Consider the following 13175-nt stretch of genomic DNA (forward strand, 5'->3'; position numbering starts at 1 on the left):
CCTATCCTTCCCGTACTTTCAGGATATATCTCCGGGTAGATGCGTACGGGCTGCCTCAGCCACTTTTACGGCAGGCACCGTCGCAACCACCACCTGATTACGCCCTTGCGCCTTAGCTTGATAGAGAGCGTCGTCAGCGGCTCTTAAGACATCCCTAGCTTGCAGGCCGTGGTCAGGAAAGCTGGCTACCCCCAGCGAAGCGGACAGCGAATGGAGAGTCAGACCGCCGTAGCTAATCTGGAGCAAGCCTAGCGACCGACGAATCTCTTCAGCCCTTGCCTGCGTGGCCTCTGGGGGTGACTCTGGCAGGATCAGCAGCATTTCTTCGCCACCGTAGCGGCAGGCCACATCTGACCCGCGCACGCTATCGCGAAGGAGTTGTCCGACGGTTTCTAGCACGCGATCGCCCGCATCGTGGCCATAGGTGTCGTTAAACCGCTTGAAATGGTCAATATCAAGCATAATTACGCCAATTGTGTGGTGCTGGCGCTGGGCTCGCTGCACCTCTCGCGTCAGGGTTTCCTCCAGGTAGCGGCGATTAAACAATCCGGTCAGTGGGTCGCGAATGCTCTGCTGCTGAAGGGTTTCGCGCAGGTGCAGGTTGGCCAGCGCCAGAGCGATCTGCTCAGCCACGGTACGAGCCAACGGCTGCAATGCCTGAGATAGGTCAGCGGTACTGAGGTAAAACAGGCCCAACGTTTGGCCCTGGGCCAGCAGCGGCATGCAGAGGGTGGTCAAAGATTCCTGGGTATTTTCGGCATGGCTGCACCCCAGACTTAGGCAGTCGGAGCCGACCTGGTGCAAATGCTCCTGACACAGAGCACAGCACTCTGGGGGAATGCACTCCGTAGCCGAGGCTGGCTGTGCTCCCCAAGTGGCAACCCGCTCAACGCGATAGTCGACATCGATCAGCATGAAAATGCCACCACTGCTGCCTGGAAACAGGGGTGCCACTAGGGCACCTAAGGATTGGTAAGCGTCTTGTACGCTTAGACAGGCCTGCAAAAAGTCGCTCATTTCACTCAACAGCTGCATCTGCTGGGTGTGCTGGTTGAGTTCGTCAACGCGGCTTGCCAGCTGCTGATTCGCCTGCTGGAGGTCGTGCTCTGACCGCTTTAAGGGAGTAATGTCGCTAAAGGTCACAGCAAAGCCATCGCCTAGCTGGACGGCCATATTCTCAAACCAGGTGTCGAAGCCGTCATGGCTGTAGTGAAACTGACGCCGCACGGGGTTGCCCGACTCGGTAACCTGCACGTAGAGGTCAAACAATCCGTCGGTTTTGTTGCCAGGTAGCTCTTCAAGCAGACGCTTACCCAGCAAGTATTCAGCGCTGCGGCCAGCCATTTCACAGGCGGCGGGATTGCTCAGCAGCCACTCAAAATCCACAATGGTGCCCAATTCATCGCGCACCGCTTTAAACGCCATGATGCCGTCTAGGGAGCTGTTGAGCACGCTGGCTAGCTGCATTTCAGAAGTTTGCAGGGCGGCTTGTATGGCTACCATAGCGGTCACATCTAAATGACTGCCCACCATCCGAATCACCTGCCCGGCGGCATTCTTTTGGTGAATAGCGCGAGAGAGAATGTGGACTGTGGAGCCATCTTTGTGGTGAAACCGCTGAGTAAACGAAAATTCTTCGATTCGGCCACTGTTGTAATCGTCAACCAGTTGCAGGGCGGTAGCTCGATCCGCTTCAAAAACAACGGCTTCCCAGGTAGCAAAGCTGTTGTCTAGCTCGTGGTCGGCGTAGCCCAGCATCGCTTTCCACTGAGGCGAAAAGTAAATTTCTCCAGTGACCAGGTTCCAGTCCCAGTAGCCTTCGGCAGAGGCCTGGAGCACCAGATCTAGCTGGTCTTTGGTGCTTTGCAGCTCTAGTTCAGCCTGGATGCGATCGGTGATGTCGCGGGCCGCACCGTAAATCAGATGGCCTACGGGCACCGATCGCCACTCGATCCACCGATAAGAGCCATCGGCACACCGATAGCGATTGACAAAGTTGCAAACCTCCTCCTGCTGGGTTAACGACGAGAGCGCTGCCAGGGTGGCATCAATGTCTTCGGGGTGAACATAGTCGATGTATAGAGTGCCCTGCATTTCCTGCACTGAATAGCCCAGCGTCTTTTCCCACTGACCGTTAAGGCGGTGGAAGTAACCGCTGGTGTCGCCAATACAGAGCAGGTCAAGGGAAACTGAGAAGAAGCGATCGAGCTCTTCGGCGGTGGCCTGGAGCTGAAGCTCGATCGCCTTGCGATCGCTAACATCGCGCACAACAACCAGGCATTGGTCTGACCCGCAGGGGGCTAAGCGCACTTCTTCGTAGCAGAGCTGGCCATGCTTCTCGAACTGGTGTTCCCAAGCCTGAAGCTCACCAGTGCTTAGCGCACGCTCGATTCGCTGAAGCTGGTGATGGAGTAAATCGGGAGGCAAGACCTCTGACAGATGGTGCTGCACCGGCAAAAAAGTACCCGCCGCCGCATCGGCAGGAGGGAAAAAACTAAGGCAGGTGCCATCGCGCCCGACGCGCAACAGCAGGTCAGGAATCGCTTCAATAATGGCCCGGTTGGTCGCCTCACTCTCGCGCAGAATGATCGTTAGCTGCTGCTGCTGGATTTCGGCTTGCTTGCGTTCGGCTTCGCCGCGTTTACGCTCGCTGATGTCTTTGTGGGTGCCGATTACCCGCAGGGGCTTACCATCTGCATCCCACTCGATGACTTTGCCGCGATCGAGAATCCACTTATAGCTGCCATCTTTGCAGCGCATACGGTGCTCGTTTTGGTAGATCGGGGTTTCACCGCTAAAGTGCCGCTCTAGATCGGCATAGCACTGGGCTTTGTCGTCAGGGTGCAATCGGCTATTCCGTTCGTGCAGGCTGCTGCCAATTTCATCGTCCGCATAGCCCAGCATCGCCTTCCACTGGTGAGAGAAAAACACCTCATTGGTCTGGGCGTCCCAGTCCCACAGCCCATCACCAGAGCCTTCGATGGCAAACTGCCAGCGGGTTTCGCTATCTCGCAGGGCCGCTTCGGTTTGCTTTAGCTCAGTAATGTCGACGCCGATGCCCCCTACTGATGCGCAAGCTGCCCCTACAGCCCGCATGGGAAACTTGCGCACCAGGTAAGTATGGGTAGTGCCATCGGGCAAGGGAGCTTGTTCTGTCGTTTCTAAAACCGCCTGGTGATCTAGCACCCACTGATTGTTTTGGCGGTAGTTTTGGGCCAAAGCAGCAGGAAACAGAGCTTCAACCGACTGGCCCATGGCCTCTTGCTCGGTCAAATTTACCAGCTCCAGCCAGGCCGGATTGGCATAGGTCATCGTACCCTGGGCATCGGTAATCCAGACTAGAACCGGCGCATAGGTCAGAAAGTCCTGAAACGGAGCTTGAAGCGGGTCAATTCTTTGGGCCAGCGAACAGTCGGAGATAGGCTGCATTTTGCCACTGTCGCTACCCTCTGACGAAACCTGGTGCGGGTCGCGGCCTGCTTGCCGCAGAGCTGCCACCTGGCGTTGCAGGTCAGCGTTCTCTGCCTGTAGCTGCTGCACCAAGCGCCTTAAGTCATCCGCTTCAGCCATTGCGCATCCAGACCTCCACACCCTACCGCCTGTATATCTGTATTCCCAACTTTAGGAGCTAGAGGTCACTTCAATAGGTGAATTTTAGAAAAGTTCCCGGCAGCAATGACTGCTTCAACGTAGTAGCTAAGTCTCCCGATCGTAGTCTTTAGCGATACCAAATTCTGTCTGCCTCATTGGGCAAAGTAATCCCTGTTTGCAACCAGGACGTTACATTCATGACATCAGCGGTATCGAAGTCAAACTTTATATCCAACCTCGCTCCCCCATGCACAGCTGTATAGAGCGAGTGTTCAAGCCTAGAATGCCTGAAGCTCTGTGTGATACGTTGGCGAGCAAATATCGAGAGATTTTGATTATGAATAGGCTATTTAGCATTTTGAGTGCAATCCGCAAATCATTGAGGAACCGTTTAGGCATCAGTATCTGCCTTGGCTTTGCCTTAGTAACCGCGATGACCGTTGTGGGCCTAAGCCGGTTAGCTCCCGGGCTGGCCACCGTTGCCGAAGCGCCCCGCCTGGTGCCCGCGATCTTAAATGGTCGCCCAGTCAGTGTGCTCTATGTGACCCGCAGCAGCGACACGGTGCTCGTGCGCTGCTATCCAGGTTTTGAGCCATCCCTGACCGTGCGGGCTATGGGTAGCAACACTGAGCAGAGTGAGGGGGTGCTGACCTGCGTTAGCCGTCAGTAAGGGTTTAGTAAAAAAAGAAGAAACAAGAGTGAAGAACGGAAAAACGGACAATAAACACCCCCGGAGGCTCCGCCTCTGAGGGTGTTTATTGTCAGGTGGGTCAGGTAGACAGATTGGTCTTACTGACTTAGGGAGGGAGCTTTGAGCACTGGTAGAGCGGCGACGGGGGCCAGCCCTTCGGCACTGGCCTCAGAGGCTACAAAAACCTGACTCAGCCGAGCCGTGAGCTTTTGGGTGGTGGCGTCGTAGATTTGGGTCAGCATTTTGGGGTAAAAGCCAAAGCCAATAATCGGCACCAGCAAACAGGCGATGATAAACACCTCGCGGGGTTCGGCATCGGCCAGCACCTCGTGCTCGATCAGTTCTTTATTCTCAGGGCCGTAGAAGATTTCCCGCAGCATCGACAGCAGGTAGATGGGGGTGAGAATGACGCCGATCGCCATAAAGATGACCGTAATCAGCCTAAAGGTAAAGCTGTAGGCATCGCTGGTGGCAAAGCCCACAAACACCATCAGCTCAGCCACAAAACCGCTCATGCCCGGCAGTGCCAGCGAGGCCAGCGAGCAGGTGGTGAACATGGCAAAGATCTTGGGCATCTTTTTGCCGACGCCGCCCATTTCATCCAGGATGAGGGTGTGGGTGCGATCGTAGGTGGCCCCTACCAGGAAAAACAGACTGGCCCCGATCAGCCCGTGGGAGATCATTTGCAGCACTGCGCCGCTCAGGCCCAGGTTGGTAAACGAGGCAATGCCAATCAGCACAAAGCCCATGTGCGAGATCGACGAGTAGGCGATCTTGCGCTTCAGGTTGCGCTGAGCAAAGGAGGTCAGCGCCGCGTAGACGATGTTGATGCAGCCCAAAATCACCAGAATTGGTGCGAAATAGGTGTGAGCATCAGGCAGCATACCCAAATTCATACGAATCAGCGCGTAGCCGCCCATTTTCAGCAAAATACCCGCCAGCAGCATGTGTACTGGCGCTGTGGCCTCGCCGTGGGCATCGGGCAGCCAGGTATGCAGCGGAATGATCGGCAGCTTGACCGCGTAGGCGATCAAAAACGCCCCATAGAGCAAGAGCTGCATCCGTAATGGATAGACTTTCTCTGCTAGGGCGGTCATATCGAAGGTGATGGTATCGCCGTAGAAGGCCATCGCCAGCGCCGCCACCAAGATGAACAGCGATCCGCCAGCGGTGTAGAGAATAAACTTGGTCGCCGCATAGAGCCGCTTCTTGCCGCCCCAGATTGACAGCAGCAGGTATACCGGAATCAGCTCTAGCTCCCAAAACAGGAAGAACAGCAGCATATCCTGCACGGCAAACACGCCGATCTGGCCGCTGTACATAGCCAGCAGCAGAAAGTAAAAGAATTTGGGTTTAAGGGTCACCGGCCAGGCCGCCAGGGCCGCCAGGGTGGTAATGAACCCGGTCAGCAGCACCAGCGGCATCGACAGACCGTCTACCCCTACAGACCACTTGAGGTCGAGCTGGGGCACCCAGGTGTAGCTTTCCACTAGCTGTAGACCGGGCTGGCTAAAGTCGTAGTTGAGGTAGAAGGCGGCCACAATCAACACAAAGTCGATCAGGCCCACCGATAGGGCATACCAGCGCACGGTTTTGCCGTTGTCGTCCGGCAAAAACGGGATCGCTATACAGGCCACCAGTGGTAGCAGGGTAACGGTGGTCAACCAGGGAAAAGTCGCGAGGTCCATATCGTCGTTTCTCGTCGCGTTCTGCTAAAAGGGCGGAATATTAAGGGAATTAGGCAGGGCGAGTGGGGGAAAGTTTTGAGTTCTTAGTTTTGAGTTTTGAATTAAAAACTAAAAATTCCAAATTCAAAACTTCCCCCTTCGCCCGCTCTTAAGTTACGCCCGACAGCAGCACTAGCCCTAGCACTGCGCCAAAGACGATCAGCGCGTAGAACTGAGCCCGTCCATTCTCTAAGTACTTCAACCCTTCGCCCGTTACCAGGGTAACGAGGCCCGCCAGGTTGACAAGGCCATCGACAATGCGGATATCGACTTCGAGCACCTGCTTGGCAAGCTTGCGGCTGCCTTGGACAAAGACAACCTCATAGATGTCGTCGATGTACCATTTGTTCAGCGACAGGTTGTAGAAGAAGGGGATTTTGGCGGCGATCGCCCTCGGGTCAATGGCCTTGGTGCGATACATCAGCACGGAGATGATGATGCCAACAGTGGCGATCGCCACAGAACTCCCAGCCATCAGCGCAAACTCGCTCCAGTCAAAGGCTTCTGCTGCTTCCGCCGCCTCAAACACCTCCCCAGGGGGATGGATGAATGCCTCAAAGTAGTTGGCAAAAGGAGTGCCGACTAGACCCACCAAAACTGAGGGCACGGCCAGCACCATCAACGGAAAGATCATTGACAGCGGCGACTCGTGGGGTTCGTGGGCGTGGTGCCCATGCTCGTCGTGATCGTCGTGGGTGGCATCCAGAGTTAGCTCCTGGGGGTTCATTGCGCCGGGGCCAAGGGATGCGCCCATCTTCTGGAACTGAGCCCGCTTGAGGTCGCGGCGAATGCCTTCGTCGTTGCCCCGGAAGCTGCCTTCAAAGGTGGAGAAGTACATGCGGAACATGTAGAAGGCGGTGATGCCCGCCGTCAGCCAGCCCACTGCCCAGAGGGCTGGATTGACCGCAAAGGTTGCCCCAAGAATTTCATCCTTAGACCAGAAGCCAGCGAAGGGGGGAATGCCGGAGATGGCCAGCGTGCCAATCAAGAAGGTGATGGCCGTGACAGGCATATACTTTCGCAGGCCGCCCATCAAGCGCATATCCTGGGCCAGCACCGGGTCGTGCCCTACCACGGCTTCCATGCCGTGAATAACTGAACCGGATCCCAGGAACAGCATGGCCTTGAAGTAGGCGTGGGTCATTAGGTGAAATAGACCGGCGCTGTAGGCCCCAACGCCCATGGCCATAACCATGTAGCCCAGCTGCGACATGGTCGAAAAGGCCAGCCCTTTCTTGATGTCGTTTTGGGTAATAGCGATCGTGGCTCCCATGAAAGCGGTAAACGCCCCGGTGTAGGCAATCACCGTCATCACCGTGGGGATGTGCTCAAACACGGGGTACATGCGGGCCACCAGGAACACCCCCGCCGCCACCATGGTTGCTGCGTGAATCAGCGCTGAGATCGGGGTGGGGCCTTCCATGGCGTCGGGCAGCCACACGTGGAGGGGGAACTGGGCCGACTTGGCCACTGGGCCGAGGAATACCAGAATGGCGAAGATGGCGGCGACGCTGGCGGGCAGGCTGCCCACATTCACCATGTCGGTGAGGCGTTCGCCCATGATTTCAAAGTCGAAGCTGCCGGTGGCCCAGAACAGGCCCAAAATGCCCAGCAGCAGTCCAAAGTCGCCGACTCGGTTGGTAACGAAGGCCTTTTGACAGGCATCGGCAGCGGGTTTGCGATCGTACCAAAAGCCAATCAGCAGGTACGAGCACATGCCCACCAGCTCCCAAAACACGTAAACCTGGAGCAGGTTGGGGCTGATCACCAGGCTCAGCATCGAGGAGCTAAATAGGCTCAGGTAGGCGTAGAACCGCACATAGCCCGCGTCGTGAGCCATGTAGCCATCGGTGTAGATCATCACCAGGAAGGCGACGGTGGTGACCACCACCAGCATCAGCGCCACCAGGTGATCGATGGTGTAGCCCATCTCGATGCGAAAATCGCCCGCCGAGGCCCACTCAAACATGGCCTGGTAGGGGGCGTGGCCCTGCCACTGGCTCCAAAAAATTGCAAAGGAAAGCACCATCGCCGCCCCAATCAGGGAGACGATGAAGATCGCCACCGGCTGCCGCAGCTTGCTGGTGGCCTCGCCGTAAGAGATTAGCCCGGTGCCAACTACGGCAGCCCCGATGAGCGGCAGCACCGGGATCAGCCAGGCGTATTGATAAAGCGTGTCTACAGAATCCATCTTGACTGCCTACTCCAAGAGCTTGCGTGAGTTGGCAAAAAACCGCTTACATTCTGACATACCCTTCCCCAACGAAAAGTCGGTTTCGCAGCAAAGTTGGGGAATCTGGGACGCGATCGCCGCCAGCTTAACCAACCTCAGAGCCTGTCTGAACCGTAGCCAAAGGCTGCCAAACCCTTGCCCCAGAACTATTCTGGAGACCCATTGGCTTTAGGACGGGTTTCTTAAGAAAGATATCTAATTCTGCGAGCAATTGCTGGCTGAGAGCAAAATCTCACCCTTGAGCCATAATTAGGGCGATCGCTTTCTCTATAAATAGTTCAATGGCTGGCCAACTAACGATTTACTTGGCTCAGGCTGTAGAGAAATAGATGATTTGGGACGCTATGAAGCTCTGGCTAGTCTGCTTTTTGATTTTGTTTTTTGGGGCTGAAGCGGTGCAGTGGTTTGGCCACCTGCCCTGGGTGAGCAGCGTTGAGCCATCGCTGCCGCTGACGTTGCTGGGGGGGATTGGGCTGGCGATCGCCTCCAACTACCGCAACTGGCCCACCTTTGGCCCGGCTCCCAAGCCCGAGGATCCCCCCTTGCCCAGCTCGCCGCCTAGTCCATCGATTGCAACTCCTGTAAATACTCCGAAGGTCAGCCGTAAGGCAGATACGATCTCCTTTGAAATCAAGAAACCGCAGGCAAAGCGATAAGTAGCGAGGAAGAGAAAAGTTTTGAGTTTTGAACAGGCTGTGGCGTCAAGCACTCAAAACTAAGCACTCAAAACTCTCTCTACCTCCCCATATTCCGCTTCAGCTCCTCCAGCTCCTGCTCCGTCTCCCATCGCTGAAACGACTCCTCTACCGGATCCATCGAATCGCGGCCAAAGTTTTCAAAGGGGGGCTTGGCCCAACCTGTATCCCAGCTCGTGGTGGTGCGCTGGGCGGTTTGCTGCGCTTGGGTTTCGGCGATTTTGGCCTTGAGTTCGCGACGGCGATCGTGAATTTCTTTTTGCAGGTTGCGAGTTTGCTCAATCTGCTCTTTAACGCCTTTCATTTGGCCCCAGTACTGGTTGCCCTGGCGCAGCAGCGCCGCCTCACGCTCTTGGGCGGCCTTAACCAAGTCGAGACGATTAGCGGCCTGCGCGTTTTGAATGCGGCTATGCCAGCGCTGAATGTCTTGAGCTGTTGAGAGAATGCTGTCTTCGATCTGCTTTTCGCGGCGCTTGAGGTCGCCCAGCAGGTGAATGGCGTCTTGCTCTTGGCCCCGCAACTGGTCTTCTAAACCCCATAGCTCTAGGTGGGGGTTAGCTTTGAGAAATTCGTCGAGTCGGGTTTCAAGAAACTTGCTCAGGTCTTCAAAAATGCCCATGGTGTAACTCCTGCCGCAACGCCTTGCTTTTCAGAATAGCGGGTTAGTGGTACAGGCGCTTCTCTAGGTAGGCATAGCAACTTGGCAAACATCTGAGCAGGGCCGTCATCAGTGGGATGGTCGGGATACATTTCAAAAGACCTGTGAGTGCTCAGAATGCTTGAACCAAAACAACCGTTTGTTAGGTGCTTTGATAGAATATTCCCAAAAAATAAGGACAGAAAGACTTAGCATAATTGATCGAAAGCAGTCTGGAGCTGAGCTTTAACTACCTTTGAGTTGACTTAGCCACGATATTTTTTAATTATGATGTCAACAAGGTAAAACGCTCTGTAAACTTAAGGGCGCGACAACTATTTTCCTTTCTTTGGTTTGATGAGTGTGTCGTGGGAGCAGACTTTAAGATGGAATTTACTATTGCACAGCAACCACCGATAGAGGCCAATTCTGCTGCGGAAGCTCCGGCAGTAGCGACCATTCCCGAGCTAGTCATTATCCTAATTGTTCTGCTTCTAATTGCAACGGTTGTTGCCCTTATTAGCCAACGATTGCGAATTTCTTATGTGACAGGGCTGGTGCTGGCAGGTCTACCTATCACAGAAGTCTTTTCTCGTCGTATTGGGTTAGATCCATCATTAGTCTTAAATCTCTTTCTGCCAATTTTAATTTTTGAAGCATCAATTAATACAGATATCAGTCGTCTCCGCAGCACGTTTAAACCAATTGCGCTGCTGGCTGGCCCAGGCTCTATTCTTTCGTCGGCAATTATTGCGACCTTAGTGAGATTTGGATTGGGGCTAGACTGGATTCCGGCCTTGCTTATTGGAGTTATTTTAGCAAACACCGACACTATTTCAATGATTGCGGTCTTTAAAGAGGTTCGCGCACCTTCTCGACTGAGTACTATCGTCGAGGGAGAAACGCTGTTTAACGACGCCGCCGCTTTAATCTCGTTTAATTTACTTCTGGTCATCTATGCGACGGGTTCTCTTACCCCTGTGCAAGGCATTAGAGAGGTGATTGTCGTCACCCTGGGTGGAGCGCTAGTCGGAGGTGTTTTAGGTTATTTAAGTCTGCCAATATTTGTTCGTTTAAACGATCCGCTAAGCAGCCTTTTATTAACCGTCGCATTGGCCTTGGGTACATTCCAACTTGGTCAATCTTTAGGAGTGTCAGGTGCAGTCGCCGTAGTGATCACAGGGCTTGTTTTTGGTAATCTTGGTCTGCCGCGTAGCTCGTCAGCCTCGGATCGTATTACACTGCTGAGCTTCTGGGAGTACGCTGGCTTTAGTGTTAATACATTTATTTTTCTGCTTATCGGCATCGAAATTAATCCGTTGATGCTATGGAAAATCTTGCCGTCGATTTTATTTGTTATTTTAGCCTATCAGCTAGGGCGAATTGTTTCGGTCTATTTGTTATTGGCGGGCCTGCGCTGGTTCGATCGCCCTATTCCTCTACGTTGGCAGCACGTGTTAGTTTTAGGAAATATTAAAGGATCGCTCTCAATGGCACTAGCCGTCGCAGTTCCCTTAAATCTCACCGCTAGAGACACCATTATTGAAGTTGTATTTGGTGCCGTTCTATTTTCTCTAGTGATTCAGGGATTGGCGCTGCCCTGGTTGGTTAAGAAGCTCAATATTAGCCATGTTTCTGAGCTAATGCAGGAGGCGGGTCAGCTGCAAATTCAGCTAATTGCTGCTAAGGCTGCGCAAGCGGAACTGGGAAGTTTGTTAAAATCGGGTGTGCTAACCAAAGCTGTTTATGAAGAACTTTGGGCTTCTTATCAGACAAAAGTTGCAGAGTCTGAAAGGCAGTTGCGTACGCTGTCTGGCCAACGGCGGTCGGGTAAATTAGGCGGCGATCGCAGTGGGTTAGATGCCATTCGACGACGATTGTTTTTGGCAGAAAAAGGGGCCGTGAGCGATGCGTTGCGCAAGCGAATTGTTCCAGATGATTTAGTGCAGCTATACATTAAAGATCTAGATGAAAAATTGCTGGCTTTGGAAGATGACTAGCTTGGGATCATGTCAGGCTAACCGCCAAAGTTAAGCAATTGGCTATCGATAACTTAAGATTACTGAAAGTGCGGTAATAGCAGTATGTACATAATTATTGGCGGAGCCGGGCTGATTGGCTCAACTTTGGCCCAGCGCCTGGTCAGACTTGGCCATACCGTTGCCATCATTGATGTCAACCCGATCGCCTGCAACTATGCTAGAGAGCAGTTGGGAGTGATGGCTTTTGAAGGCAGCGCAGTCAGCACAGAGGTCTTAATTGAGGCTGGAATTCAGCAGGCAGATATTGTCTGCGCTGCCCTCCGCCACGATGCGCTCAACTTGGCAATTGTCTCCCTAGCCAGGCATTACCAAGTGCCCCATATTATCTCTCGCCTTCGGCACCGAGACTTTGAACATCCCCTGCGCCACGCCGGGGCTAACAGAATTATTAGTACTGTCGATTTAGCTGTATCGACGATGGTCAATGCGGCTGAATATCCACAGATAGAGTCGATTATGCACTTTGAACAAGGACAAATAGAGGTGCTAAAGTTGACTATTGCCGAAAACTGTAGCGTAGTCAATCACAGCATTGCTGAAATTGCCCAAGATGAACGATTTCCTAAAAGTTCGCTAATTATTGGTTATCAGCCCCATACTCATATGGATCTAGTCGTGCCAAATGGTACGACAGTGCTAGAGCCAAATTCTAAAATTTTGGTTGTCACAAAGCCAGACAGCTTACATGCGCTCATCGACTTTATTCAACCATTTTTAGAGCCACTTGATTTTTTAGCTGAACTAGACAAACAGTAAGTTCAGAATTGGCAGAACTTATTAAATCAGCGCTTAACCTGAGAGATCAGGCTTTCGCTCTTTATGCAGGCCAAATCCGCAATTTCGGTTTTGTTGAGGTTGTAGTTGTTGTGGTTGTCTCTAGCGTCAAAGTTCTTTTCTAAAAAGTCGTTGCATTTTTCGATCGCATAGAGAGCGCTTGTGGCAATGGAGCGCGATCGCGGCTATTCACCTTTGCTTTATAGATTCTTGTAAATCTGGGGCACAAGCTTAGTAATTGGGTCAACGTTCGGAGCCTTGGCCGGGCAAACTTGCTGTAGGTGAGACATATCAGACGTGCAACCCCCGTCGTCTCAGGTTTGAGGTTTTCTCTGCTATCACGCGATCGCACAGCCAGATCATCGCCCCAGATCTGCGATCGCGAGCGGCTAGAGCATGCCTACGGGCTTACGCATCTACCTATCAGTGAGCATCTACTGGCTATGAACAAAATTGATTTTTCACAGCGGCTTCCCATCAAAACCCCCAATGCCGACATCGACTCTTTCTACGGCCTCAACACTGTGAGCGGCCCTATACTTAACCGTCCTGTTGCAGCTCCTGACGGGGTTGACGCGAGTGGTGCCGCCATGGGTGCCAAGCAACAGCGCGAAACTGAGATCGCTGCTCTGGTCAAAGCCGCCGCTGATACTGCTCGCCAGACCAAGGTTGAGTTGTGTGATGCCGTCATGGCGATGCAGGAATCGTTGCGGGAGCAGACCGGCTCTAACCCGCAGTCAGATCTAGGTTATTGATACCCGCAAAAGTGGGATGCGCTAGTTTAT

Annotated in this window: 8 protein-coding genes and 1 pseudogene; 5 read left to right on the plus strand and 4 right to left on the minus strand. The window is 53.5% G+C overall.

The features are described from left to right. Positions 1-18 precede the first annotated feature (18 nt). A complete protein-coding gene (locus H6G07_RS15460; RefSeq protein ID WP_073609151.1) occupies positions 19-3570 on the minus strand; it encodes a PAS domain S-box protein in 3552 nt (1183 codons plus the stop codon). Positions 3571-4024: 454 nt separating this feature from the next. Between H6G07_RS15460 and H6G07_RS15465 the strand changes: the two genes are divergently transcribed. Further along, complete coding sequence (locus H6G07_RS15465; protein WP_084173234.1) at positions 4025-4261, plus strand: hypothetical protein; 237 nt, start codon at positions 4025-4027, stop codon at positions 4259-4261. 223 nt (positions 4262-4484) lie between these two features. Here the strand turns inward: H6G07_RS15465 and H6G07_RS15470 are convergent. Further along, positions 4485-5970 (minus strand): annotated as a pseudogene (locus H6G07_RS15470) (NAD(P)H-quinone oxidoreductase subunit 4); the annotation flags it as partial. Between the two features lie 148 nt (positions 5971-6118). Next, positions 6119-8200, minus strand: coding sequence for an NAD(P)H-quinone oxidoreductase subunit 5 (locus H6G07_RS15475; protein ID WP_073609149.1), 2082 nt, complete (start codon positions 8198-8200; stop codon positions 6119-6121). A gap of 386 nt (positions 8201-8586) precedes the next feature. Here H6G07_RS15475 and H6G07_RS15480 point away from each other — a divergent pair, with 386 nt between their 5' ends. Then, the gene (locus H6G07_RS15480) at positions 8587-8898 is read left to right on the plus strand and encodes a hypothetical protein (protein ID WP_139297075.1); all 312 of its coding nucleotides are present in this window, start codon (positions 8587-8589) and stop codon (positions 8896-8898) included. A gap of 79 nt (positions 8899-8977) precedes the next feature. Here H6G07_RS15480 and H6G07_RS15485 read toward each other — a convergent pair whose 3' ends face one another. Then, entirely contained in the window at positions 8978-9556 is a 579-nt protein-coding gene (locus tag H6G07_RS15485) for a TIGR04376 family protein (RefSeq protein WP_073609147.1), read from the minus strand. Positions 9557-9960: 404 nt separating this feature from the next. On the opposite strand from H6G07_RS15485, the gene H6G07_RS15490 reads away from it, so the two are divergent. The 3 genes from H6G07_RS15490 (at position 9961) to H6G07_RS15500 (ending at position 13145) form a co-directional block, all read left to right on the plus strand. Further along, positions 9961-11574 carry a cation:proton antiporter gene (locus H6G07_RS15490; protein ID WP_084173233.1) on the plus strand — a complete coding sequence of 538 codons (1614 nt, stop codon included), beginning with the start codon at positions 9961-9963 and terminating at the stop codon, positions 11572-11574. Positions 11575-11658: 84 nt separating this feature from the next. Then, positions 11659-12372: a potassium channel family protein gene (locus H6G07_RS15495; protein ID WP_073609146.1), complete on the plus strand. Its 714-nt coding sequence runs from the start codon at positions 11659-11661 to the stop codon at positions 12370-12372. Positions 12373-12833: 461 nt separating this feature from the next. Next, the gene (locus tag H6G07_RS15500; protein ID WP_073609145.1) at positions 12834-13145 is read left to right on the plus strand and encodes a hypothetical protein; all 312 of its coding nucleotides are present in this window, start codon (positions 12834-12836) and stop codon (positions 13143-13145) included. The last annotated feature ends 30 nt before the right edge of the window (positions 13146-13175 follow it).

It is taken from the genome of Phormidium tenue FACHB-1052 (assembly GCF_014696675.1).
In the GTDB taxonomy this organism is placed as follows: domain Bacteria; phylum Cyanobacteriota; class Cyanobacteriia; order Phormidesmidales; family Phormidesmidaceae; genus Nodosilinea; species Nodosilinea tenuis_A.

Bases quoted from the DNA above. Each gene is read 5' to 3' on its own strand.
- H6G07_RS15475 (WP_073609149.1), bottom strand. From the start codon at position 8,200: ATGGATTCTGTAGACACGCTTTATCAATACGCCTGGCTGATCCCGGTG.
- H6G07_RS15500 (WP_073609145.1), top strand. From the start codon at position 12,834: ATGAACAAAATTGATTTTTCACAGCGGCTTCCCATCAAAACCCCCAAT.
- H6G07_RS15465 (WP_084173234.1), top strand. From the start codon at position 4,025: ATGACCGTTGTGGGCCTAAGCCGGTTAGCTCCCGGGCTGGCCACCGTT.
- H6G07_RS15490 (WP_084173233.1), top strand. From the start codon at position 9,961: ATGGAATTTACTATTGCACAGCAACCACCGATAGAGGCCAATTCTGCT.
- H6G07_RS15485 (WP_073609147.1), bottom strand. From the start codon at position 9,556: ATGGGCATTTTTGAAGACCTGAGCAAGTTTCTTGAAACCCGACTCGAC.
- H6G07_RS15460 (WP_073609151.1), bottom strand. From the start codon at position 3,570: ATGGCTGAAGCGGATGACTTAAGGCGCTTGGTGCAGCAGCTACAGGCA.
- H6G07_RS15480 (WP_139297075.1), top strand. From the start codon at position 8,587: ATGAAGCTCTGGCTAGTCTGCTTTTTGATTTTGTTTTTTGGGGCTGAA.
- H6G07_RS15495 (WP_073609146.1), top strand. From the start codon at position 11,659: ATGTACATAATTATTGGCGGAGCCGGGCTGATTGGCTCAACTTTGGCC.